We start from the raw sequence: 22,978 nt of genomic DNA, 5'->3' as shown, positions 1-22,978 counted from the left end.
AGAGAAATATCCAAATCTTGAAAATAATTTCAACAACGGACCTGAATCATGCGCGACCCATTCAAAAACCCTTTTCCCGAAACAGACGTCGCCCGCCACTCCATCTGGGACATGCTGGTAACGCGGGATATCGACGCCTTCCTCACTGCCGACTGGTCGAAAGTCGCGGATGATTTCGTAAAGGACGGCTTTCTCGGCATCAACGCCAACCGGGATGCAAACCCGGACAACTGGCGCCTGTCCTTCCCCTCGCTTGACGCCTATCGCGACGAATGGCTGCGACAGGCGCAGGATTTCCAGACCCAGCAATTGGCTGAAGACCCGCGCAATGCGATCTTCACCACCACCACGCTGGAAGAAATCGAAGTGGAAGGTGAGACCGCGCTGGTTCGCAAGAAGTTCGACGGCGGGCTTCGCAAGGCCGATGGCAGCTTCGACGTCATGAAATGGCAGACGCTCTATTATTGCCGACTGCATGAGGGCCGCTGGAAAATCAGCGGTTTCACCGGATACATGCCCAATCCCATGCCGTGATCCAGCGGACCTGCGAGACGGTTTTGAACGCCGGGCCGAAAGCCCGGCGTTGCTTTTTCGTCTGGAAGACGAAGACCGCTGAAAACCGATAGCGTCGCAGAAAACCGGGCATGGCGAGACAGATTTCATGGCCCGGTTCCCGCCCTTTATTGTATCAGTTTGAGGACAGAAAGATCGACACGCCGTTCGAGCGATGTGCCGCTTTCATCAAACAGATGGCAATCCGACGCCTTGATACCGGTGACGATGGTTTCATCGACGACAACAGGCGCAGAACCGGAAAGAAGCGCGCAATAATTTTCACCCGTGGGCGCGACGCCATAAGCGATCGTATTCACACCCAGCCGCTCGATAACGCTGGGCGCGACCTTGATATTCAGGTCGGCCGTTTCGAGACCGGTGTGTTCCGGGCGAATGCCGAGCGTCAGTTGCGTGCCTTCAAGACCGGCGCGCGGCTCCACCGGCACGGTGATTGTCTGGCCCTCATACTCCACGGTCACACCATCGGCGCTGACGGATTTGCAGGTGACCTTCAGGAAATTCATTTTCGGATTGCCGATGAAACCGGCGACGAACAGGTTTGCGGGCTTGTGGTAAAGTTCCAGCGGCGCGCCGACCTGGGAGATTTCGCCCGCATTCAGCACCACGATGCGGTCAGCCATGGTCATGGCTTCCACCTGGTCATGCGTCACGTAGATCATCGTCGCCTTCAGCGTCCGATGCAGATTGGTGAGCTCGATACGCATGTCGGCGCGAAGTGCGGCGTCAAGGTTGGAAAGCGGCTCGTCGAACAGGAATATCTTCGGCTCGCGAACGATGGCGCGGCCGATCGCTACACGCTGGCGCTGGCCGCCGGACAACATGCCGGGACGCTGCTGCAGGCGCTGGTCGAGTTGCAGGATCTTGGCGACGGCCTCCACCTTTTCCTTGATCTTGCCCTCTTCCATCTTTTCGACTCGGAGGGGAAAAGCGATGTTTTCAAAAACCGTCATATGCGGATAGAGCGCATAGGACTGGAACACCATGGCGATGCCGCGTCTAACCGGCGGCAAGTCATTGACCTTCACGCCGTTGATGACGATGTCGCCGGCGGAAATATCCTCAAGGCCGGCGATCATGCGCAGCAATGTGGATTTACCGCATCCCGAGGGGCCGACAAAAACGACGAACTCGCCATCCCTGATGTCGAGCTGAACGCCCTTGATGACTTCGAAATGTCCATAGTTCTTGCGGACGTTGTTGAGATAAAGCTGACCCAAAACTTGCCTCTCCCGTCACCAGCCGACATCAGGCTGCGTTCAGAGACGTTCCGCGACACGGAAAAATCGCGCCTTATCGGAACCGTTAAAACACACGAGAAGCTCCTGCCGTCATAGCGGCGGGTATTCTCGCAACGAATTATGAGGTTGCGGGCGACCTGCGCCCGCAACCGTATAAATGTGGATTACTTGTACTGCTCGAGAGCGGCAGATGCCTTCTTTGCGGCATCTTCCGGTGTCGCCTTGCCGGTAACGACAGACTGCACCATCTCAATCATCGTGTCCTGGAAGCCCTTGTAGTCAGTGAAGAGCGGCTCGGGACCGCCATAGGCGATACCGTCGATCAGCGGCTTCCAGAAGGGGTCCTTGGCGATGAACTCATCAACCTTCGGCGACGGACGAAGCGGGGTCAGGCCAGCGCCGCCCTGCAGTTCGTATTCGCCCTGCGGGCCGGGAGAGGTGATGAACTTGGCGAATTCGGTCGCCTTTTCTTCGACACCGGTTCCCTTGAAGATTGCGAGGCTGTCGGTGATGAGCAGCGTGCCGGGACCCTTGGCTTCAGGGCCGAGCGGCAGGGTTGCGATACCCCAGTTGATCTTGGTTTCCTGCAGGCGGGTTGCAGCACCCGATCCCGCCTGGATCATGCCAACCTTGCCATCGAGGAAGATGGCGCGGATTTCGTTCTGCTCGTAGGCCGTCGGACCCTCGACGGAGTAAGGCGTGATGTCCTTGTAGGCCTTCAGAGCTGCAAGAACCTGCGGGCTGTCGACGGTGATCTTGTCGCCGTCGATGACCTTGCCGTTATTGGTGTAAACCCAGTGCATGAACTGGTGCATGGTGTTGTCGAAGGTCTTGGCGGGCAGACCATAACCGGCGACGCCGGTCTTTTCCTTGATCTGCTTGGCAAAGGCGATCTCTTCAGCCCAGGTCTTCGGCGGCACTTCCGGATCGAGACCGGCCTGCTTGAAGAGGTCCTTGTTCCAATAGAGCGCCTTGGTCGAGAAGGCGACGGGCACGCCCCACTGCGTATCCTCGAAGGTAACCGTGTCGACGATGTTAGGATAATAGGTCTTCTTTTCGTCTTCGGTCATCGGCACCGGAACGATGAGGTCGTTCTGTGCGAACTGCTTCAGCGTGCGCGAACCGACATAGGCCATGGCGACCGGAGTGCCGGCGGCTGCGAGCGTGGTTGCCTTGTCCTGGCACTGCGCCCAGCCGACGACTTCAGGAACGACCTTCCAGCCGGCATTCTTGCCTTCCCATTCCTTGATGTATTTTTCATGGATGGGGTCCATCTTGTCGCCGCAATAGATCCAGCTGATCTCCTTGTCGGCGGCGTGTGCCGCCACCGTGCCAAGGGCAGTGGAACCGGCAAATGCGAAGGCGCAAAGCGCCAATCCGTAATGTTTCAGTGCCATAGATAGTCTCCCGTTTTCTGGTGGTCGTTCCTATTGTTGATTATTTCACCGCGCCGGCGGTAAGCCCGCTGACGAGATAGCGTTGCATGAAGAAGATGACGACCATGGCCGGCGCAATGCCGACGAAGCTGGCCGCCATCAACTCATTCCAGACGACTTCCTGACGACCGAAATAGGCAAACAGGCCGATGGGCAGCGGCATATATTCGGTCTTGGAATTGAAGGTGAGCGCGAAGATGAACTGCTGCGCATAAGCACCGATGAAGGTGGTGATGGACACGACGGCGATGCCAGGCATCGCAAGCGGCAGGATCACCCGGCGGAAGGTATAGAAATAGCTCGCGCCGTCCACATAGGCCGCCTCTTCCAGTTCGCGCGGAATACGCAGCATGTAGGTTCGCAAAAGCCAGATGGCAGTGGGGATCAAAAAGGCGGCGCCGGGAATGATCATCGCCAGATAGGTGTTCAGGACGCCCATATTGCGCATCAGCCGGTAAAGCGGGATCAGAAGCACCGCACCGGAGAACATGTTGATCGCAAGAAACGCGCCGAGCAATTGCCCGCGACCGCGAAACTGGAACCGCGCGAAAGCATAGGACGCCGGCACCACCAGAAGCAGAACGATGATCGTCGATATCGTCGAGATGAAGAAGGAGTTGAAGACGTAGCGGGCAAAGCCGGGAACGCTGACCCACATGGTCCGGTAAGCTTCGAAGGAGCCGTTTTCCGGCCAAAACTTATACGGTGACGAAAAAAGCAGGCTGAGCGGTTTCAGCGAAACCAGAAACCCTTCGACAAACGGCGCCAGCACGAAGGTCAGGAATACGGCGATGCCGCAATAAATCCCGACGATCTCATACCATCTGTAACGGTTGATCATCGCATTTTTGTCGGTCATCGGCTGGTCTCCTGCGAGATACGGCTGGTGATGCGGAAGTAGAAGTAGGTGAATATGGACAGGAAGATGCAGATCAGCACTGCACGCGCCGCGCCCTCACCGTATTTGTAGGAACCGATCGCCGTCTTGTAGGTGTCGATGATCATGGTCGTCGTCTGGCCCGTCGGTCCGCCCTGTGTCAGGATCCAGATGATGTCGAAGGAATTGAAGGTCGAAATCAGCGAGATCATCGACATGGTAATCATGGCCGGCAGCATCAGCGGCAACGTGATGCGGCGGAAGCGGTAGGTGCGGCTGGCGCCGTCGGTCCAGGCTGCCTCGTAAAGATCCTGCGGAATGGCCTGAATTGCCGCCAGCAGATAAAGCGTCACCATCGGCACGCCGATCCATACGTCGGTGATGATGGTCGCCCAGAAAGCCGTGCTGCCATAGGCGAGGAAGGCGACTGGACCGTCCACCAGGCCAAGGTTCTGGAGAACACCGGAAATCATGCCGAACTGGCCGTTATACATCCAGCCCCACATGAAGATGCCGATAGCCATCGGCACGATCCATGGCGGCATCGTCAGGATGCGAAACAGGGCCCGACCGGGAACGGCCGAATTCAGCAACACCGCACCGAAGGTGCCGATGATCATCTTTATCGAGACGGAAAAGAACGTCCAGATAAAGGTCCGCGTGATGACCCCGGCGAAAGTCTCGTTGAAGATCTTCTCGTAATTGATGAAACCCACCCAGTTCGTCGTCTTTTTCAACGACGCGTCCGTGAAGGACAGGATGAAGGTATCGACGAGCGGATAAGCAACAATAACAGTGATGTATAAAAGCGCCGGCAAAAGAAGAAGCCAGGCAAAGATGACCGCGCTGCGTTTCGCATCCATCGCAGCGCCCCCTTAAGCCGATTTCACGGCGGGCGACTTCAACTGCCCGTGGAGTGCCAGATCATATTCCTCCCACACCGGCTTGAGATCGACCACCTTGCGGCCATGGCGCGCCTCGTCCATGGCGAGCGCCAGAATACCGGCCTCGATCGCATCGAGCGCGGAAACCGGCAGGGGCGTCCCCTTGACGACATGGTTGATCACGTCCTCGGCCATCTGCTCATCCGCGCCATAATGCTGGGAGAGCACGGTTGCCGCCGAATAGGTCTTGGCAACGGTCTTTTCGTTGGTGCGGGCATTGTGCACGTTCACGAAGCCGCGCACGAAATCGCCCTCGGCCATGCCCTTGGCGCCGATGACGCAGAAACGGCGGAAATCGTCGGGAACGTTCAGATTGGTATGGAAGGCGAGCGATGCGCCGTTTTCATATTCGACGATCGCGGTCTGGTAGTCGATGATATCACCGTCGCTGTCGAAAACCTTGTCGGAACCCATCCAGCCGCTCGGCTTGCGATGGTAGACTTCCATGTCGTTGATGCCGTCATTTTGCGGAGCATTTGCAGGCGTGAAGCTCTTGCGCCCGCCAAAGCTCGACACGAAACGCGGCCGGGCACCCACCACGCCATTATAGAGATCGAGGTCGTGGCAGCATTTTTCCAGCATGAAGGAGCCGGAATAGTTCTCGTAACGCCGCCAGTCGCGCATGAAGAACGCGCCATGATAGGGCGGGATATGTTCCGAAGCCTCGATGGAGACGACGTCACCCAGCTTGCCTTCGGCCTGCGCGGCGCGCAGATCGCGGTAAAGCGGCGAGTAACGCAGGACCAGACCGACCAGCAGCCGCTCATGTCCATGCTTGTTGAGCAACCGGGCGAGTTCGAGGCTTTCCTCGATGCTGACGACGATGGGTTTTTCCGAGAAGATGGTGCAACCGGCTTCAAGCCCGATGCGGATATGCTCCAGATGCATATGGTTCGGTGAGCCGATCATCAAAAGGTCGAATGTCTCGCCGGCAATCAGCGCCTCGGGGCTGTCATAGGCCTTGCCAGCCGAAATGCCCTTTTCCTCAAGACCCGGCAGACCGGCCGGGGCAGGATCGACATAACCGACGATCTCGAAATCCTTGTCGATCTCGTGAAAAACGTAGCCCAGATAACCGAGACGGAATCCGAGTCCGATAATTCCCACCTTCATGAACTTTGTTCCCTGTTCATTCGTAATTCATTTTCGCAGAAGCAACCATTTCTGTGCTGGTTATCCTGATATCTGCGATAATTTTCCGCCACGATGAAATTAATTTTCATAACGGTCAAGTTAAATTCGATCTCGCAAATTCTAGTGAGGACCGGAGACCGATTTCCCCAGCGGAGACAGGCGCAAGATAGAGCGCCGTCAGCCACTGATACAAAAACAATACCAAAAAAATGCCAATCGTCTATAGCAATTCCAATTGCCGGAAATTTTTTTTGGTTAATGCGGAAATTTCAAGCACGACGCCTTATTATTCGGCAAATGATCGAAAAAACCACCGATTAATCGTACAAATCCACTAATGGTTCTATTTTGGTATTGCCGATTGTGACGCATATGGTATAGCCGGAATTCGCCACATCGATTGTGACAGAGGTTATGGATGAACGGGGCAGCGCTTAATCTGGACGACCTGCAATCGGGAGGCGGCGGCCCGCTTTACCTGAAACTGCGTCAGACGATTGAAGACGCCATCAATGGCGGCCGACTCAAACATGGCGATGCACTGCCGCCCGAGCGCGACATTGCCGAAAGCGCCTGCGTCAGCCGCGTCACGGTGCGCAAGGCTGTGGACGATCTCGTTCGCGACGGACTTCTCGTGCGCAGGCATGGGTCGGGCACCTTTGTAGTCAAACCCATCACCCGTATGCAGCAGCCGTTGACCAAGCTTACCTCGTTTACAGAGGATATGCGCCGCCGGGGAATGGTGGCGAGCACGCGCTGGCTTGAAAGAGGCCTGTTTTACCCGACCGGTGACGAGATGATGGCTCTCGGCCTTTCCCAATCCGCCATGGTTGCCCGGTTGACGCGACTGCGCCTTGCCAACGACCAGCCGATCGCGCTCGAAGTCACGAGCCTGCCGGGCGATATTCTGCCGGACCCACAGCTGGTGGAAAACTCGCTTTATCAGGAGCTTGCGAAAAGCGATATTCGCCCCGTCCGCGCCATCCAGCGCATCTCCGCGCGCAACCTTACGGATGAGGAAACGATGCTGCTTGGAGTTCCCCCCGGGTCTGCTGCACTTTCCGTCCAGCGCATGGCCTATCTCGAAAGCGGCCGCCTCATGGAAATATCGCGCGCCCTTTATCGCAGCGACGCCTACGACCTCGTCGCCGAACTGACGATGACCTCCGACTGAAACACATCGACCAAGGACAGAAAACGATGACAACCCTGATGCGCCAGGAAATCAACGAGATTCCCGATGCCGTCGCCCGTCTGCTGGACAATACCAGTGCCGACTTCCGGCAGGCCGGAGACAAGCTGAAAGCCCGTGACCCGGCCGTTATCGTCACCATTGCGCGCGGATCGTCCGATCACGCCGCGCATTTCCTGAAATATGCGATCGAGTTACAGACGGGGCTTCCAGTCGCCTCGCTCGGCCCTTCGCTCGCCTCGATCTACCAGACGAAATTGCGGCTGGAACGGGCGGCAGCCTTCGCCGTATCGCAATCGGGCAAAAGCCCTGACATCGTCGCTTTGGCGGAAAGTGCCCGCAAGGGCGGAGCGCTTACCTTCTCCCTCGTGAACACCCTGCCCTCCCCCCTTGGAGACGCAGCCAATCACGCCATCGACATCCAGGCGGGACCGGAAAAGGCAGTTGCCGCAACCAAGTCCTTCGTCAACTCCATTGTCGCCGGTCTGGCCATCCTTGCCGAATGGACGGAAGACAGCCTGCTCGCGAAGGCCGTCAGCACCCTGCCGCAGAATTTCGCCAAGGCAATCGCACTTGACTGGAGCCATATTGGCGAGGCTGTGAAGGGTGAGGATTCACTTTATATGCTGGGCCGCGGCCCCGCCCTTGCGATTGCCGCGGAAGCCGCGCTGAAATGCAAGGAAACCTGCGAGCTGCACGCGGAAGCCTATTCGTCGGCAGAAGTCATGCACGGCCCGGTTTCGCTGGTCGCACCGAAATTTCCGGTAATCGCCTTTGCCGCGCGCGACCGCGCCGAGACCTCCGTTACGGATATTGCCGCAAGCCTTGCCCACAAAGGCGCCAATGTTTTCGTCACATCTGCCAAGGGTAGCCCGGCCAAGCCCTTGCCCTTCGTGGAAACCAACCATCCCCTGACCGATGCATTGCTGCTTATCGCACCGTTTTACGGCTTCATCGAGCAATTGTCGCGCGCAAGAGGCTTCAACCCGGATGCTCCAGTGGCATTGAAAAAGGTGACTGAGACCCAATGAGCGGCATAAAGGCATTTGTCGGCGCCCGCATTTTCGATGGCGCCGAATGGCATGATGACAAGGTGCTCCTGATCCGCGAAGGGCGCGTTGCCGCTGTCCTGGACAGCGTGCCTGCCGACGCCGAAGTGATCGATACAGATGGGCTGTTGATCGCGCCGGGCTTCATCGACCTTCAGGTCAATGGCGGTGGCGGCGTCATGTTCAACAACCAGCCGGATGTGGCTGGCATTGCCCGCATCTGCTCCGCCCACGCCCAGTTCGGCACGACGGCTTTGATGGTGACGCTCATCACCGACCGGTCGGACGTGACTTTCAGGGCGGCGCAGGCGGGGATTGCCGCGGGCAAGCAGCATGTGCCCGGTTTCCTCGGCCTGCATTTCGAGGGGCCGCATCTTTCTGTCGCGCGCAAGGGCACGCATGATCCGGCGTTGATCCGCAAGATGGAGATAGACGACCTCGCAGTCCTAACCGGCTGCAGGGCGGAACTCCCCTTCGTGCTGACAACCATTGCCCCGGAAAATGTTACTGTCGAGCAGGTTGCAGCACTCAGCGACGCCGGCATCGTCGTCAGCCTCGGCCATACCGACACCGGTCTCGATGTTGCGACGGCCTATGCTGATGCAGGCGCATCCATGGTAACGCATCTCTTCAATGCCATGAGCCCGCTTGGCCACCGCGAGCCGGGGCTGGTCGGGGCCGCACTTTCGAACGGCAAGTTGCATTGCGGGCTTATAGCCGACGGATTCCATGTCGATCCGGCCGCAATCGGCATTGCGCTGCGCGCCAAGAATGGCCCGGCCCGCATCTTCCTTGTCACCGACGCCATGTCCACCATCGGCACGGATGATGACGGTTTCGAACTGAACGGCCGGCGCGTCTATCGCAACGGTGGACGGCTAACGTTGGCCGACGGCACGCTGGCGGGAGCGGATATAGACATGCTCTCCTGCATCCGTTTCATGCGTGAGAAGATGGAAATGCCGCTGGAAGAAGCTTTGCGAATGGCATCCGCCTATCCGGCGCAGGCAATCGGCGCCTCCGGCAAGGGAAAACTCCTGCCCGGTTTCGATGCTGATTTCGTGATGCTGACACCAGACCTCCAGATGCATTCAACATGGATTGGCGGAGAAAAAATCTACGATGCCACACGTTCCGGAGTCTGAACCATGATCGTTTGTTTCGATATCGGCGGAACGACCATCAAGGGCGCGATTGCCCATGCCCCGGACGATATTCGCCCCGTACCGCGTATACCAACGCCCAAAACCAGCTTCGAAGACTTCGCTGCCGGCTTGAAATCCGTCATCGACAACAGCGGCGGCACACCCGACTGCGTATCACTGTCGATCGCGGGCGTCATCGATCTTGATACGGGAAAGGCGACAGTCGCCAATATTCCCAGCATTCACCGCAGAACGTTAAAAGACGATCTGGAAAAAGCCCTGAACCTTCCTGTTATCGTTTCGAACGATGCGGATTGTTTCGTGATCGCCGAATCGGAAATCGGCTCCGGACAAGGACATCGCGTCGTCTTCGGCGTTATCCTTGGAACAGGTGTCGGCGGCGGGCTGGTGATTGACGGCAAGCTCATCAACAGCGACGGCGGCTTCGCTGGCGAGTGGGGACATGGGCCAGTGGCCGCGACATTGGCCGGCAATCCACCGGTATCGCTGCCGCGATTCGAATGCGGTTGCGGCCTCACCGGCTGTGTCGACGCGATCGGCAGCGCGCGCGGCATGGAAAAGCTGCATCTGCATCTTCACGGGCAGGATATGACCAGTGAGGATATTATTGCCGCCTGGCAGGCAGGCGATGCGCAAGCCGCAAGAACTATCGATGTACTCATTGATATTCTCGCCTCACCGCTGGCGATGGTGATCAATGTCACCGGCGCAACCATCGTGCCCGTCGGCGGCGGGCTTTCGAATTCAAGGGAACTCGTGACAGCTCTGGACGAAGCCGTCAGGGGTCGCATTCTCAGGCGCTTCGACAGGCCGCTCGTCGTGCCTGCCATTTGCCGGATCGAGCCGGGGCTGATTGGTTCCGCCGTTATTGGACTGAAATATGCCAAGGAAATCGTAAACGCGGCTTAAGCCGCGTCACACCGTCTCGATCTTTTCCCGACGAAAGCCCAGCCCCACCAGCCTGCCGGTCAGATGGGCAAAAAGTGGAAACCGCATGATCGCCCTAACGATGGCGGGTGGGCCTTTCGGCTTTTCCGCCGTTTCCGTCTGCTCTTTCTTGCGACCGACACGCATCATCCGCTGCAAGAATTGCGTGGCCTTGGTTGGAAAGGATCGCCGTTTCTCTATGGCGGCAAGGTGGTCATCGGCAATGGTCCGGCCGGATGTGAATACCGGCACCAGAACATTGGCCGCGGCAACCGCATCCTGAATGGCAAGATTGATGCCGACACCGCCGACGGGCGACATGGCATGGGCCGCATCGCCGATGCAGATCAGGCCGGGCTTCCACCAGCGCTTCAACCGATCGATACGGACGGTGAGCAGATGCACGTCATCCCAGCTCGTAACTTCGTCGAGCCTCTCGCGCGGGAAAGGGCAGATTTCCGCAACCCGGTTCCTGAAGGCTTCAAGCCCCTCAATCTTCATGTCAGCGAAAAAGCCCTTGCGCACCACGTACCCGCATTGCCAGTAGTCACCGCGGTTGATCATCACGAAACCCTGCCGCGAACCCGCATGGCCCATGGTGTCGGCCGGATCACCCGGCTGTCTCGAAAGGCGCATCCAAAGCACCTCGGTCGGGATGCCGAAGCGCTGTACTTCAAGCTCCGCCGCCTCGCGGACGATGGAGTTGCGGCCATCCGCGCCCACCACCAGATCAGCGGCGATCTCGATTGCGCCTTCCGGCGTATTGACCATGAGGCCACCAACACGCCCGTCGCGCTCGATCAGGCCGGTTACCGGCGCATTCATCAGCAGCCGAAAATTCTCATATTGCCCGGCCTTGCCGACGATAAAATTGAGAAAATCCCATTGCGGCATGAAGGCAATGAAACGATGATGGACCGGCAGCCGCGAAAAATCCGCGATCGTGATACGCTCGCCGCCGATGACTGCGTTCAGCCGTGGCGCACGCGTATGCGGGAGGCTCAGGAACTCCTCGGCGAAACCCAGCTGCTCCATCAGTTCAAGCGTGGAGGGGTGAATGGTGTCGCCGCGAAAATCGCGCAGAAAATCTCCATGTTTCTCGACAACCGTTACGTCTATACCGCTGCGGGCAAGCAAAAGGCCGAGCATCAGGCCGGCCGGCCCGCCACCCGCCACGACAACGGACGTGCGGATGTGCTGAACGGCCCTGCCGTCATTCTCCGGCACGACTTTCGCTTCTTCCATCACCGCCCCCCTGTCCGTTAAACGTCTCTATCGTGCATCCGTCGCCGGCAGGTTTGCATTTTTCGGCTGTGGCCAACCATGTGCATCGAAACGGAAAAGCATTTCGGACCGGGCAAAGATAAAGGCGAAGGCCATGGCCGTCCACATGCCAAGCAACAGCCCGGCGGCCACATCGCTTGGATAATGCGCGCCGACGATGACGCGCGAAACACCAATGACAAGGGCAAGCAGCAGGAACGCCCAGCGGAAGCGCGGCATCAGCATGGCGAAAACACCGAAAAACGCCCCGGCAGCCGTCGAATGGCCTGACGGGAAGCTCTCATAAAGATTGTCACCGGTAAAAGGCGTGAGGCTATAGGCACCCATTTCCAGAAAAAGCTCCGGCCGCGCCCGCCCGATCAGGAATTTCAGCGTGTGGACCAATATGCTCGCCGTTCCGATCGTCAGGAAGAAGTAAGCGAGAAGCCGCCATGCCGTTCTCAGCCGGCCGGCATAGGTCCGCGCCTGCAGGACACGCGCGCCGACATAGGCAAGGATGGCAAGAGCGCCGGTGGAATAAAGCATCCAGCTGAAAGTACCGAAATCGGTAATGGAGCGATTGAAGGAAACTATCCTTCCCGGCAGGGCTTGAGCATGTTCCGAAAGGCGTGGGTCGAAAGGAATAAAGACCAGAACCAGCACAAGGCTTGCCGCAAAAATCCAACCGCTGGAAACCAGAAAACGTCGCATCAATATTCTCTCATCGTTTTTCTTGCATATGGCTTTGCCATCCGCAAAAACAATAGCCCGGCTGTGTCCTTGTTATGACGGGTTTTCACGAGTAGAGGCTAGTGCATGTCGCCAGAAACTATGCATCGGTTTCGGGCAACCGGAAACGACCGACGGACGGAAGATGACAGATACCAGTGAAATGCCACGCAGGCTGACGATATTGGGTTCGACGGGTTCGATCGGTACGAACACACTGGATGTCGTCCGTCAGCTGGGTGGTCGCAGACAATTCGAGGTTTTGGCGCTCACCGGCGCCGGAAACATCGATCTTCTGGCGCAACAGGCGCGTGAATTCGGCGCACAGCTTGCGGTAACCGCCGAGGATGGCAAATACGAAGCGCTGAAAGCGACCCTTGCCGGCACCGGCATTGAGGTTGCGGCAGGCAAATCCGGCCTCGAAGAAGCGGCCTCGATGGAGGCCGGCTGGGTAATGGCAGCGATTGCCGGAACACCTGGTCTTGCCCCGACATTGACAGCCGCACGGCGCGGCGCAGACATAGCGCTTGCAAACAAGGAATGCCTCGTTTCCGCAGGCAATGTTTTCCTGCGCACGGTCAAACAGGGCGGTGGCAGGTTGATCCCGGTCGATAGCGAACATAGTGCGATCTTCCAGTGCCTGACGGGCGATCACAAACAGGCCGTGGAGCGCATCGTACTCACCGCATCCGGCGGACCCTTTCGCACCTGGTCGCGTGAGCAGATGGCCAATGTCACGGCAGATATCGCCCGCGCACATCCCAACTGGTCGATGGGGTTGAAGGTATCGATCGGCAGCGCCTCGATGTTCAATAAGGGGCTGGAAATGATCGAGGCGAAATATCTCTTCGATCTCAAGCCCGAGCAGGTGGAGGTGATCGTTCATCCGCAGTCGATCATACATTCGATGGTGGGTTATACGGATGGCTCCTATATCGCCCAGCTCGGCTCGCCCGATATGCGAACCGCCATCTCTTATGCCCTCACCTATCCTGAGCGCGGCAATCTCAATGTCGAACGCCTGGATTTCGCCAAACTGGCGCGGCTCGATTTCGAAGCGCCTGATGAAACCCGGTTTCCAGCACTCCGACTGGCGCGCACGGCGCTGGAGCGCGGAGGCTTGCAGGGCGCGGCTCTGAATGCCGCCGAAGAAACCGCCTTTCACGCCTTCGTCGAAGGCGGCATCGGTTTTCTCGATATGGCCGAAATCGTCGAAACGGTCATGGACCGCATGCATGACGGCCGATCAGCCAACAGCATCGAAGACGTATTTTCGGCGGACGGGGAAGCCCGCAATCACGCGCGGGAACTGATCGCCAGCAAAGAAAAGGCCGCGTAAACGCGGCCAGATTTTCTCTTGTTTGAACTGCGGCCTTAAGCCACGGCACGCGCCAGCGCACAATGCGACCAGAGCTGGTGCAACGCGCCGACCAACTGTTCGATGTCGGCATCGGTGTGCAGCGGTGTCGGGGTGATGCGCAGACGCTCGGTCTTGCGCGGCACGGTCGGATAATTGATCGGCTGCACATAGACGCCGTGATTGTCGAGCAGGATATCCGAAATCCATTTGCACTTGGCGGCATCGCCCACCATGACCGGTACGATATGGCTGGGATTGTCCATATGCGGAATGCCGCGTGCATCCAGAAGCCCCCGCAGCTTGCGCACCCGGTCCTGATGGCGGGCGCGCTCAAAGGGGCTTGCCTTCAGATGCTGGATCGAGGCGATTGCGCCGGCAGCGAGCGACGGCGGCAGGGCCGTCGTGAAGATGAAACCGGAGGCGAAAGAACGGATAAAATCACAGACCGCCGTGGACCCGGCAATATAACCGCCCATCACGCCGAAAGCCTTGCCGAGCGTTCCCTCGATGATCGTCAGGCGATCCATCAGGCCTTCGCGCTCGGCAATACCGCCGCCGCGCGGTCCGTACATGCCAACGGCATGGACTTCGTCGAGATAGGTCATGGCGCCATAACGATCGGCAAGATCGCAGATTTCCTTGATCGGGGCGATATCGCCATCCATCGAATAGACGGATTCAAAGGCGATGAGCTTCGGCGCGCTTGGATCGGCTGCCTTGAGCTTTGCCTCGAGATCTTCGAGATCATTGTGTTTCCAGATCACCCGCTCGCAACGGCCGTAACGGATGCCTTCGATCATCGAGGCATGGTTGAGCGCATCGGAGAAAATGATGAGGCCCGGAATTTTCTGGCCAAGTGTGCCGAGTGTCGCCCAGTTGGAAACGTAACCCGACGTGAAGATCAGCGCCGATTCCTTGCCGTGCAGATCGGCAAGTTCCTGTTCGAGCAGGACGTGATGATGGTTGGTCCCAGAAATGTTCCGGGTGCCTCCCGCACCCGCGCCACAGTGATCGATGGCGGCTTTCATGGCTTCGATGACTTTGGGGTTCTGGCCCATGCCCAGATAATCGTTGGAACACCAGACGGTTACGTCCTTGCGCTCGCCATTGGCGTTGTACCGTGTCGCGCGGGGAAAATTGCCCTGCTGGCGTTCGATATCCGCAAAAACGCGATAGCGTCCCTCAGAATGCAGGCTCTGCAGTTCCGTCGTAAAAAATGCCTCGAAGTCCATGCCATGCTCCAGAATTGACCAGATCGTTTTCTGCCTCGACACCGGGACCGTCAACCCTTGCGAGCTGCTTTAACCACGTCTGCGTCAATTCGCCGTTGTTTTGAACCATTCCAATAAACCGTTTATAGACGCCGATGAAAAGTACAAAATTGATTCACATCAAAAAACCCGGAAATTTGGAACCTTTTTCAAACGGCGCCGTTGTTTGGGACGCAATCGATTTACGCGCGGAAGAACGCCTGAAAGAGGAGGCTTCCCTAAACGGTATCGAATTGTTAGTTATCTGTGGCGGTCGGAGGTAGCAGTCGCCGCAGATAAATATGGGACGCCTACCGAGCCGAAGAGCTCATTGTAACGTTGGAGAGAGTTTCATGAAAAAGGCAATCATATTTGCGCTGGTCGGCCTGTCGCTTGCAAGCTGCACGCAGACTGAAAAGGGTGCTTCGATCGGTGCCGTTTCCGGTGCGGTCCTGGGCGGCGCTATCACGGGCAACGTTCGTGGCGCGGCAGTGGGCGCGGCGATCGGTGGCGTTGGCGGCGCGTTGATCGGCAATGCATCCGAACCGGGCTATTGCTATTATCGCGACCAGTACGGTCAGCGTTACACGGCGCGTTGCCGTTAATAGCTGCACGAGATACCGTTGCACAGAAGCCCCGGTCATCCGGGGCTTTTTGCGTTAAGGCGGGCAAAACACAGTCCGAAGGGTCCTCAACGCCGTTTATTTATGATTAAACTGCACTGTTAACGGACAGGAAACGGGTCAGAGCCATAATAAATGCTCAACCATAAAGCAGCTTATGCGAAGAACACGGACTAACCCGAAGACAGGTATTGCGTATGGGAAAGCTGGCACCGCTCTTGCGGTTGCCGTTACGTTCGCCCTGTACCCGGCGTTTACTCGCGATGCTTTTGCTTTCAAGCTGTTCGGCGTGCGTCTCTGGGGTTCGGAAGAACCGGAGATCGAAGTTATAAATCCGGTCAAATATGCCGTGACGCTGAATGCTGCCGATGCAGACAAATCTCTCAAAGACAGCCTGGAAAACAGCTCGCTTCTTCTGGCCGACAAGGACAAACCGGCCTCCGGCGATCTCGGCCTCCTGATCAAGGCGCGTGATGACAGGGACAGGCTGATCGCAGCGCTTTACGAAAACGCCCGATATGGCGGCATCGTCAAGGTCACGGTCGCCGGCAAGGATGTGGACGATCTGCCACCCAATCCGGTCTTCGATCACTCCGCTCCGGTGCCGGTGGTCATAACCGTCACACCCGGCCCGGTCTTCACGCTCGGCAATATCAGGCTCGAGGGTGATGTGACGGGCCGCAACCTTGAAGAATACGGTCTCGTCACCGGCGGCGATGCCGGATCTCTGGCAATCATCCGCGCCGGCAACAAACTGATCGATGATCTGAAAGCCGAAGGCCGCCCGCTTGCGAAGCTGACGAAACGCGAGGCCGTTGCAAACCACGCGACGAACACGGTCGATATTACCATGGCTGCCGAAGGTGGCCCCGTGGCACCGCTCGGCGCGGTCACCGTCACCGGCGAAAAAACCGTCGACGGCGACTTCATCCGCCGTTATTCGCGCCTCAATGGCGGCGAACCCTACTCCCCGGAAAAACTGCGCAAGGCCGCCGACCGGCTACGCCAGCTCGGCGTCTTTTCCAGCCTGACAATCAAGGAAGCAGGAACGCTGTCACGCGATGGCTCCATTCCGCTCACCATCGAGGTGTCAGAGGGCAAGCACCGTTATTTCGGCGTCGGCGCACAATATTCCACCACGGAAGGCATTGGCCTCCAGGGGTATTGGGGCCACAGGAACCTGTTCGGGCAGGCGGAATCGCTGCGGATCGAGGGTTCGGTTTCACGCATCGCCGAAGCATCGAGCGTCGAAGGCATGGACTATTCGGCGGGCATCACCTTCACAAAGCCCGGCATGTTCAACCCGCGCACCACATTCAAGACCAGCCTGATCGCCAAGACCGAACATCCCGATACCTATGAGGCCAAGACCATAACGGGAGCCGCCGGTTTCAGTTATGAGCTGAACGACACCGATACCGCAGCCGCCGGTCTCGAGGTGCAGTGGGCAGATACCGAAGACGCATTCGGCAAGAACAAATATCTGACCACCTCCATACCGCTGGAATTCGTTCGCGATACGCGCGACGACAAGCTCAACCCCACTGAAGGCTTTCGTGCATCGGTGGCCGCCAAGCCCAGCTATGAAGCGCTGAACGGCACTTTCTTTTCCTCCTTTGAAGGCTCTATTTCGGGTTATAAGGGACTCGGCGCCGAAGATCGCTTGATCATGGCCGGAAAGCTTTCCGGCGGCGTGCTCGTCGGCGGCAGCAATCTGCAGGACATACCGACCACAAGGCGCTTTTATGCCGGCGGCGGCGGATCCGTCCGCGGCTATAGCTACCAGGAAATATCGCCCTATAATGCAGCCGGTGATGCAACTGGCGGCCGCTCTTACGTGGTTGGCTCCATCGAAGCCCGTATCAAGGTCACCGATACGATCGGAATCGTGCCCTTCATCGATGCGGGTGTGGTATCCGACAGCGTAACCCCTGATTTCTCCGATATCCGGGCTGGCGCCGGTATTGGTTTGCGTTACGCAACGCCCTTTGGGCCTTTGCGTCTTGATGTCGCCATGCCGCTTGAAAAATATGATGGTGGCAACAATTTCGGCATTTATGCTGGCATCGGCCAGTCTTTTTAAACGCCGCCATCGAACACCCTAGCAACAGAGTGTAGATTACGCTTGATGACAACGTTGATTCGATTGCTGAAATGGCTGGGCTACGCTGCTCTTTGCGGCGTGGTGCTGGTGTTGCTTGCGGTTCTGTTCGTCGGTCTCACCCCGATGGGTGCAAGAATTGCCGCAAAGCAGATTTCATCGCTCGTTTCCACGCCCGACCAGACAATCGAAATCTCTCCACCCAGCGGTCTTTTGACCGGTCGCCTGCGGCTCGACAATGTCACTCTTGCGGATCGGCAGGGACCTTACGCCCGTGTGAACCAGATCGCCGTTGACTGGTCGCCGCTCTCGCTTCTTGCCGGAACCTTCCACGCCGACAGGGTGTCGGCCGGATCGATTGATGTCGATCGCAAACCGCTTCCCGCTGAGCAAACATCGACCAAAAGCTCCGGCAGTTCGTCCCTGCCGATTGAAATCGACATCGACAGTTTCGATTTCCCCGATATTAGCCTCGGACAATCCCTTCTTGGCCGCGACTTCGAGCTGACCGCCGAGGGCAATCTCAAGGCCGCGCAGGACGATATCAGGCTATCGCTCACTGCCCACCGGCAGAGCACGCCGGACGCTGCGGTCAATGCAGACATCGCGTTTCTGCCGAATGAAAATGTCTTGAAGTTGAAAGCGGAGATGAAGGAGCCCGAGGGCGGGCTTCTGGCCACGCTGCTCTCGCTTCCGGGCACACCCGCCGTGGCGATCGATGTGAACGGTGAAGGTCCGCTTTCTGACTGGACTGGCACTCTGCGCGGCAACGTCGCCGGCAACCCCGTGCTCAACGTCACCGGCCACCATCTACTAGGAGACGACGGCACGCGGCGTATCGAGGTCGCAGGCGGCGGCCAGCCCGATCTGCTTCTGCCCCCCGCTTTCCGACAGCTTTTTGCAGGCGAGACGAAACTTGATGCAAACGCCACGCTCTCACCACAGGGCCGCATCGAAATCGGCAGCAGCACGCTGGAAACCGGCACATTGCTGCTGACGGCCTCGGGCACCGTGGATCCGAACGGCCAGAACGATCTTAGTGCCAACCTCATCGGCACCGCCGGGTCAGTGGATTTCCGCTGGCCGCTGAACAATGGCGAGATCCAGGCCCTCATCAATGGCATTGATCTTTCCCTGAAAGGCAACGCTGATGCCGCTCATCTCAACACCACGGCATCGTTGCGCAGCCTTTCCCTCCCACAGGGTAGGCTTGATGATGTCAAGCTGACGGCCAGGAGCGGCAATCTCAACATTGCCGATCGCAGCGGCACCATCGACACCATTCTCTCCGTGGCACAATCGTCCTTCGTCAGCCCGGATATCGACCGGCTGGTGCGTGCGCCGGTCACCATCAAGGCGCCGGTCAGCCTTACCTCCTCGACGATCGGCTTTGACGGCGCGACGCTGGAGAGCGCCAGTGTCGGCGGAACGCTGAACGGCAGTTTCGACCTCGCCAACAATCGCCTGACATCCAGCGTGCAGCTCTTCGCGTTGCCCGCCACCCTGCCGCCAGCGCTGGCGGAAAAATTCGATACCACCATAGCTTTGCAGGGCGATATCGACCTGATCATTGGCGGGCGCACAAGCGTTCAGAACCTCGTGGTCAAATCCGGAACAATTGAAGCGACAGGTGATGTCAGTCTCGAAGACGACGCGTTGAGCGCCAATCTGACGGGCAAGTTTCCCGCTCTCGAAAAACTGACGCCACAGGCAAAGGGCGTTGCCGATTTTGCAATTGAAGCCAGCGGCGCGCTTGCCGCGCCCGACTTCAATGTCACCTTAAGCTCCGAAAGTGCCACTCTTGCCGGACGGAAGCTTGAAGCCCTCAAGGTCAATGCCGCAGGCAAGGCCGATCCGGCCGCACCGCAGGCAAAACTGACCGCCAGCGGCAGCCTCGACCGGCAGAAGATCGACGCCAACGCCAATGTGGTGCAGACAGAAAACGGCACGGCAATACCCGAGCTTCATGTGGCAGTGGGTCGCAACATCTTGAACGGCAAGCTGCAATTCTCGCAACAATTCCTGCCATCTGGCAATCTGTCGTTCAATTTCCCGGACTTGGCCCTGCTGGCGGCACTTGCCGCGCAACAGGCAGATGGCGATATTGCCGGCGACATCGTACTCAGTAACGATAACGGCCGGATTGCCGCGACGATAAAGGCGAATGGCGGCAGCATCCGCCAGGGCACAACGGTTATTTCGAAGCTCGCTGCCGATATCTCCATTGACGACCTTCGGGCGCTCGCCATCAACGGCAAGGTCAGCGCCGACAGCGTCAATGCTGGCACCGCGGCGATTTCGGCGCTGAATGCGACCATTGGCCATTCCGGCACGACCACCAACTTCGATGTCAACGGACGCTACGACAATGCGCCGCTCGTGGTAAAGGGCAGCGCCAATACCGCAGGATCGCCGATGACCGTGCGGCTCGATGCCTTCTCGGCCGCCCCCAAGGGCATTGCCGTACGGCTCGAAAAGCCGAGTACAATTGCGATCGAGAACGGCACGGCCCGCATCTCCGGTCTGACTATCATCACCGGCGACGGGCGAGTCGAGGTAAACGGCACGGCGGGTTCGACACTCGACATCAACGCCAATATCCGCTCGCTGCCCGCGAACCTCGCAAATGCCTTCGCCATCGGGCTGGATGCGGCGGGGAGTATATCCGGGACAGTCAGCGCCAAGGGCACGGCTTCAGATCCAGCGGTCGATTATAATCTGAACTGGACGAATGCCGAGGTTGCCCAGACGCGTGCGGCAGGGCTTGCAGCGCTCGGCATCAAGGCAAACGGCCGTTTCGCCGGCGGCACCTTGCAGATCGATACGAATGTGACCGGTCAGGGCGGCATGTCGCTTTCGGGCGGCGGCTCCCTCGGCATCGCCGGTAACCGTCCGCTTTCCATGGCCTTTTCCGGGAGGTTGCCCTTCTCCGCCGTTGCCGCACAAACCGCAGCACAGGGCCTCGATGTGGACGGCACCGCCGCCATCGATGTGAAGATTTCCGGCAGCGCTTCCGCGCCTGTCGTTACCGGCAGCATCACCACCGATGGTACGCGCCTGACCGATGTGCGCCGTAACCTCACGGTCAACGGGCTGGCAGCAACGGTCACCTTCGATCGTGATCGCGCCGTCATCTCCCGGCTGACGGGAAAGCTTGCTGGCGGTGGAACGATCTCGGGAACGGGTAGCGTCGGTATAACGGGCGGTTCGGGCTTTCCAGCCGACATCACGATCACGTTGGACCGCGCCGGTTACAATGATGGCACGCTGGTGACGACCATCGTAAGCGGCACGCTGACGCTGAAGGGTCCGCTTCTGAATTCGCCCGTGCTTGGCGGCAAGCTGACGCTGGACAGAAGCGCCATCACCATCCCGGAGAAACTTCCAGCCTCGCTGACGGAAATCGACGTCAAGCACAAGAACGCCCCGCCGCAGGTGCGGGCGCAGGTAAAGGCACTCGGCAACGATCAGGGCGGCAGTGGTAGTTCATCGACCATCAATCTCGATCTGCAGGTGAGCGCACCGAGCGGCATTTTCGTGCGTGGGCGGGGCGTCGATGCCGAACTGACGGGCAACCTGACCATTCGCGGCACGGCGGCTGTTCCCGTCATCTCCGGCGGTTTTGAAATGCGCCGTGGACGGCTCGAAATTCTCACCCGCCGTCTCGATTTCAATACGGGCAAGATAACCTTCGGCGGCGGCCTCGTGCCGGTTCTGGATATGGAGGCGCAGTCCACCGCTGGTTCCGCCACCATCACGGTTGCGGTTTCCGGCAATGCCAACGACCCGACATTCGCCTTCTCCTCAACCCCGGCTCTGCCGCAGGATGAGGTTATGGCACAGCTGATCTTCGGCCAATCCATGTCCAAGCTCTCGGCCTTGCAGATCGCGCGGCTGGCGGATGCGGCAGCCCAGCTTGCCGGCGGGCGCTCCACATCGTTGTTCGACAAGCTCCGAAGCAATCTCGGCGTCGACGATCTCGACATCTCGACGGATTCGGAAGGCCAGGCCCGCGTTTCCGCCGGAAAATATCTCAACGAGCGAACCTATCTCGAACTGCAGCAAAGCGGCGATTCCGGCGCAAAGGCCATCATCAACCTCGATGTCGGGCGCGGCGTGAAGCTGCGCGGTGAAGCGGGCGGTAATGGCGAAGGTGCAGCCGGTATATTTTACGAGAAAGAATATTGAAGTCTTCGCATTTAGGTTTGCGAAACCATCTCATGCTACGAATCTTCCATTGAAGGCGGAAAATATTGTTTCCGGCTGTTCAGGCACCAGGCAGAACGCCAAATTCGCATATGCAAGTGTCGGTGCACTTGCGCTGGCCTCCACAGCGAGCATTGGGAAGAATTCTGATGGCAATGATAAACTCTACCAACTTTGGCGGCGAGACGCTCGAAATCATCGCATTCCGCCTGCATGATCAGGAATTCTGCGTGAAGACGACGACTATCCGCGAAATTCGCGGTTGGGCGCCTTCAACGCCCATTCCCCACGCGCCGAAAGACGTCATCGGCGTCATGAACCTGCGCGGTTCGGTTATTCCGATCATCGATCTCGCACACAAACTCGGAATGAAAAGCACCGTCGCAAATGAAAGAAGCGCCATCGTGGTGGCCGAAGTGCACAACATGGTCATCGGCATGCTCGTCGATCGCGTTTCGGACATTCTGACGATCCCGGCAAATCAGGTCCAGCCGGTTCCGGAAATCTCGGCCTCTTTCGACAAGTCCTACTCCGAAGGCATCATTGCCAACGAACATGGCATGATCTGCTTCCTGAACCTTGCAAAGATGTTCAAGGGAACCGAAGCGGAAGATCTCGCCGCCTGATCGTTGCAATTCCTTTGCATGACGGCCGGTTCGCGTTCTTAGGCAACCTAAGAACAAAGGCTCAAATACGAGACTATTGACCATTGAACCAAACCGCCGGAGCACCTGCCCGGCGGTTTTTGTTTTCATGACCGTCTCTTTTATTAAATAAGAACATTTTAATATTATAGATATCTAATATTAAAAGCCGACGAACAGTATCGCGCCTACATCACATCACGCGGGGTCCGATACCTGACCGAGGCAGACAAGTCGCAAGTGCCTGCATTGCTGCCTTTGGC

General features: G+C 58.2%; 18 protein-coding genes. 10 read left to right on the top strand and 8 right to left on the bottom strand.

What is annotated here, in order from left to right:
- Positions 1–48: 48 nt before the first annotated feature.
- On the top strand, positions 49–534 hold the full coding sequence (locus ACQZ6D_RS24770) for a hypothetical protein (RefSeq protein WP_065703400.1): 486 nt from the start codon (positions 49–51) through the stop codon (positions 532–534).
- Between the two features lie 146 nt (positions 535–680).
- Here the strand turns inward: ACQZ6D_RS24770 and ACQZ6D_RS24765 are convergent, their stop codons facing one another.
- The 5 genes from ACQZ6D_RS24765 to ACQZ6D_RS24745 form a co-directional block, all read right to left on the bottom strand.
- Positions 681–1,793 carry an ABC transporter ATP-binding protein gene (locus ACQZ6D_RS24765; protein WP_003516776.1) on the bottom strand — a complete coding sequence of 371 codons (1,113 nt, stop codon included), beginning with the start codon at positions 1,791–1,793 and terminating at the stop codon, positions 681–683.
- 185 nt (positions 1,794–1,978) lie between these two features.
- Positions 1,979–3,211: an extracellular solute-binding protein gene (locus ACQZ6D_RS24760; RefSeq protein WP_003516773.1), complete on the bottom strand. Its 1,233-nt coding sequence runs from the start codon at positions 3,209–3,211 to the stop codon at positions 1,979–1,981.
- Between the two features lie 40 nt (positions 3,212–3,251).
- Positions 3,252–4,109 (bottom strand): carbohydrate ABC transporter permease, encoded by an 858-nt coding sequence (locus ACQZ6D_RS24755; protein WP_003516772.1) that lies wholly within the window; start codon positions 4,107–4,109, stop codon positions 3,252–3,254.
- Entirely contained in the window at positions 4,106–4,990 is an 885-nt protein-coding gene (locus tag ACQZ6D_RS24750; RefSeq protein WP_003516771.1) for a carbohydrate ABC transporter permease, read from the bottom strand. Before ACQZ6D_RS24750 ends, ACQZ6D_RS24755 begins: the two co-directional genes overlap by 4 nt.
- Positions 4,991–5,002: 12 nt before the next feature.
- Positions 5,003–6,184 (bottom strand): Gfo/Idh/MocA family protein, encoded by a 1,182-nt coding sequence (locus ACQZ6D_RS24745; protein WP_448730151.1) that lies wholly within the window; start codon positions 6,182–6,184, stop codon positions 5,003–5,005.
- A gap of 439 nt (positions 6,185–6,623) precedes the next feature.
- On the opposite strand from ACQZ6D_RS24745, the gene ACQZ6D_RS24740 reads away from it, so the two are divergent.
- Genes ACQZ6D_RS24740 through ACQZ6D_RS24725 form a run of 4 tightly spaced genes read left to right on the top strand, consistent with a single transcriptional unit; the run spans position 6,624 to position 10,521 of the window.
- Positions 6,624–7,379: a GntR family transcriptional regulator gene (locus tag ACQZ6D_RS24740; protein WP_003516768.1), complete on the top strand. Its 756-nt coding sequence runs from the start codon at positions 6,624–6,626 to the stop codon at positions 7,377–7,379.
- A 26-nt stretch (positions 7,380–7,405) separates the two neighbouring features.
- The gene (locus ACQZ6D_RS24735; RefSeq protein ID WP_003516766.1) at positions 7,406–8,428 is read left to right on the top strand and encodes an SIS domain-containing protein; all 1,023 of its coding nucleotides are present in this window, start codon (positions 7,406–7,408) and stop codon (positions 8,426–8,428) included.
- Positions 8,425–9,591, top strand: coding sequence for an N-acetylglucosamine-6-phosphate deacetylase (gene nagA, locus ACQZ6D_RS24730; RefSeq protein ID WP_065703397.1), 1,167 nt, complete (start codon positions 8,425–8,427; stop codon positions 9,589–9,591). The genes ACQZ6D_RS24735 and nagA overlap by 4 nt, the downstream gene beginning before the upstream one ends.
- Before the next feature lie 3 nt (positions 9,592–9,594).
- Positions 9,595–10,521, top strand: a complete 927-nt coding sequence (locus tag ACQZ6D_RS24725) for an ROK family protein (RefSeq protein WP_065703396.1) — start codon at positions 9,595–9,597, stop codon at positions 10,519–10,521.
- Positions 10,522–10,527: 6 nt separating this feature from the next.
- Here the strand turns inward: ACQZ6D_RS24725 and ACQZ6D_RS24720 are convergent, their stop codons facing one another.
- Entirely contained in the window at positions 10,528–11,784 is a 1,257-nt protein-coding gene (locus ACQZ6D_RS24720; protein WP_065703395.1) for an FAD-dependent oxidoreductase, read from the bottom strand.
- A gap of 27 nt (positions 11,785–11,811) precedes the next feature.
- Positions 11,812–12,513, bottom strand: a complete 702-nt coding sequence (locus tag ACQZ6D_RS24715; RefSeq protein WP_065703394.1) for a phosphatase PAP2 family protein — start codon at positions 12,511–12,513, stop codon at positions 11,812–11,814.
- 163 nt (positions 12,514–12,676) lie between these two features.
- Here ACQZ6D_RS24715 and dxr point away from each other — a divergent pair, with 163 nt between their 5' ends.
- Positions 12,677–13,870, top strand: coding sequence for a 1-deoxy-D-xylulose-5-phosphate reductoisomerase (gene dxr / locus ACQZ6D_RS24710; RefSeq protein ID WP_065703393.1), 1,194 nt, complete (start codon positions 12,677–12,679; stop codon positions 13,868–13,870).
- 35 nt (positions 13,871–13,905) lie between these two features.
- Here the strand turns inward: dxr and hemA are convergent, their stop codons facing one another.
- Positions 13,906–15,123, bottom strand: a complete 1,218-nt coding sequence (hemA, locus tag ACQZ6D_RS24705; RefSeq protein ID WP_003516756.1) for a 5-aminolevulinate synthase — start codon at positions 15,121–15,123, stop codon at positions 13,906–13,908.
- A gap of 371 nt (positions 15,124–15,494) precedes the next feature.
- Between hemA and ACQZ6D_RS24700 the strand changes: the two genes are divergently transcribed.
- The 4 genes from ACQZ6D_RS24700 to ACQZ6D_RS24685 all read left to right on the top strand — a co-directional run bounded on the left by ACQZ6D_RS24700 (position 15,495) and on the right by ACQZ6D_RS24685 (position 22,697).
- Positions 15,495–15,746, top strand: coding sequence for a YMGG-like glycine zipper-containing protein (locus ACQZ6D_RS24700; protein WP_003492347.1), 252 nt, complete (start codon positions 15,495–15,497; stop codon positions 15,744–15,746).
- A gap of 175 nt (positions 15,747–15,921) precedes the next feature.
- A complete protein-coding gene (locus ACQZ6D_RS24695; protein ID WP_065705239.1) occupies positions 15,922–17,847 on the top strand; it encodes an autotransporter assembly complex protein TamA in 1,926 nt (641 codons plus the stop codon).
- A gap of 45 nt (positions 17,848–17,892) precedes the next feature.
- A complete protein-coding gene (locus tag ACQZ6D_RS24690) occupies positions 17,893–22,053 on the top strand; it encodes a translocation/assembly module TamB domain-containing protein (RefSeq protein WP_448730150.1) in 4,161 nt (1,386 codons plus the stop codon).
- 167 nt (positions 22,054–22,220) lie between these two features.
- Complete coding sequence (locus ACQZ6D_RS24685; protein WP_003504949.1) at positions 22,221–22,697, top strand: chemotaxis protein CheW; 477 nt, start codon at positions 22,221–22,223, stop codon at positions 22,695–22,697.
- The last annotated feature ends 281 nt before the right edge of the window (positions 22,698–22,978 follow it).

This window comes from Agrobacterium sp. 22-3639C2, from assembly GCF_053522105.1.
Note: the sequence above shows the minus strand (reverse complement) of the source record. Positions and strands in the feature narration are given on the sequence as shown.

What these genes read in the sequence shown, in the direction of transcription:
- ACQZ6D_RS24770 (WP_065703400.1), top strand. Translation starts at nt 49, where the DNA reads ATGCGCGACCCATTCAAAAACCCTTTTCCCGAAACAGACGTCGCCCGC.
- ACQZ6D_RS24760 (WP_003516773.1), bottom strand. Translation starts at nt 3,211, where the DNA reads ATGGCACTGAAACATTACGGATTGGCGCTTTGCGCCTTCGCATTTGCC.
- ACQZ6D_RS24755 (WP_003516772.1), bottom strand. Translation starts at nt 4,109, where the DNA reads ATGACCGACAAAAATGCGATGATCAACCGTTACAGATGGTATGAGATC.
- ACQZ6D_RS24750 (WP_003516771.1), bottom strand. Translation starts at nt 4,990, where the DNA reads ATGGATGCGAAACGCAGCGCGGTCATCTTTGCCTGGCTTCTTCTTTTG.
- ACQZ6D_RS24745 (WP_448730151.1), bottom strand. Translation starts at nt 6,184, where the DNA reads ATGAAGGTGGGAATTATCGGACTCGGATTCCGTCTCGGTTATCTGGGC.
- ACQZ6D_RS24740 (WP_003516768.1), top strand. Translation starts at nt 6,624, where the DNA reads ATGAACGGGGCAGCGCTTAATCTGGACGACCTGCAATCGGGAGGCGGC.
- ACQZ6D_RS24735 (WP_003516766.1), top strand. Translation starts at nt 7,406, where the DNA reads ATGACAACCCTGATGCGCCAGGAAATCAACGAGATTCCCGATGCCGTC.
- nagA (WP_065703397.1), top strand. Translation starts at nt 8,425, where the DNA reads ATGAGCGGCATAAAGGCATTTGTCGGCGCCCGCATTTTCGATGGCGCC.
- ACQZ6D_RS24725 (WP_065703396.1), top strand. Translation starts at nt 9,595, where the DNA reads ATGATCGTTTGTTTCGATATCGGCGGAACGACCATCAAGGGCGCGATT.
- ACQZ6D_RS24720 (WP_065703395.1), bottom strand. Translation starts at nt 11,784, where the DNA reads ATGGAAGAAGCGAAAGTCGTGCCGGAGAATGACGGCAGGGCCGTTCAG.
- ACQZ6D_RS24715 (WP_065703394.1), bottom strand. Translation starts at nt 12,513, where the DNA reads ATGCGACGTTTTCTGGTTTCCAGCGGTTGGATTTTTGCGGCAAGCCTT.
- dxr (WP_065703393.1), top strand. Translation starts at nt 12,677, where the DNA reads ATGACAGATACCAGTGAAATGCCACGCAGGCTGACGATATTGGGTTCG.
- hemA (WP_003516756.1), bottom strand. Translation starts at nt 15,123, where the DNA reads ATGGACTTCGAGGCATTTTTTACGACGGAACTGCAGAGCCTGCATTCT.
- ACQZ6D_RS24700 (WP_003492347.1), top strand. Translation starts at nt 15,495, where the DNA reads ATGAAAAAGGCAATCATATTTGCGCTGGTCGGCCTGTCGCTTGCAAGC.
- ACQZ6D_RS24695 (WP_065705239.1), top strand. Translation starts at nt 15,922, where the DNA reads ATGCGAAGAACACGGACTAACCCGAAGACAGGTATTGCGTATGGGAAA.
- ACQZ6D_RS24690 (WP_448730150.1), top strand. Translation starts at nt 17,893, where the DNA reads ATGACAACGTTGATTCGATTGCTGAAATGGCTGGGCTACGCTGCTCTT.
- ACQZ6D_RS24685 (WP_003504949.1), top strand. Translation starts at nt 22,221, where the DNA reads ATGGCAATGATAAACTCTACCAACTTTGGCGGCGAGACGCTCGAAATC.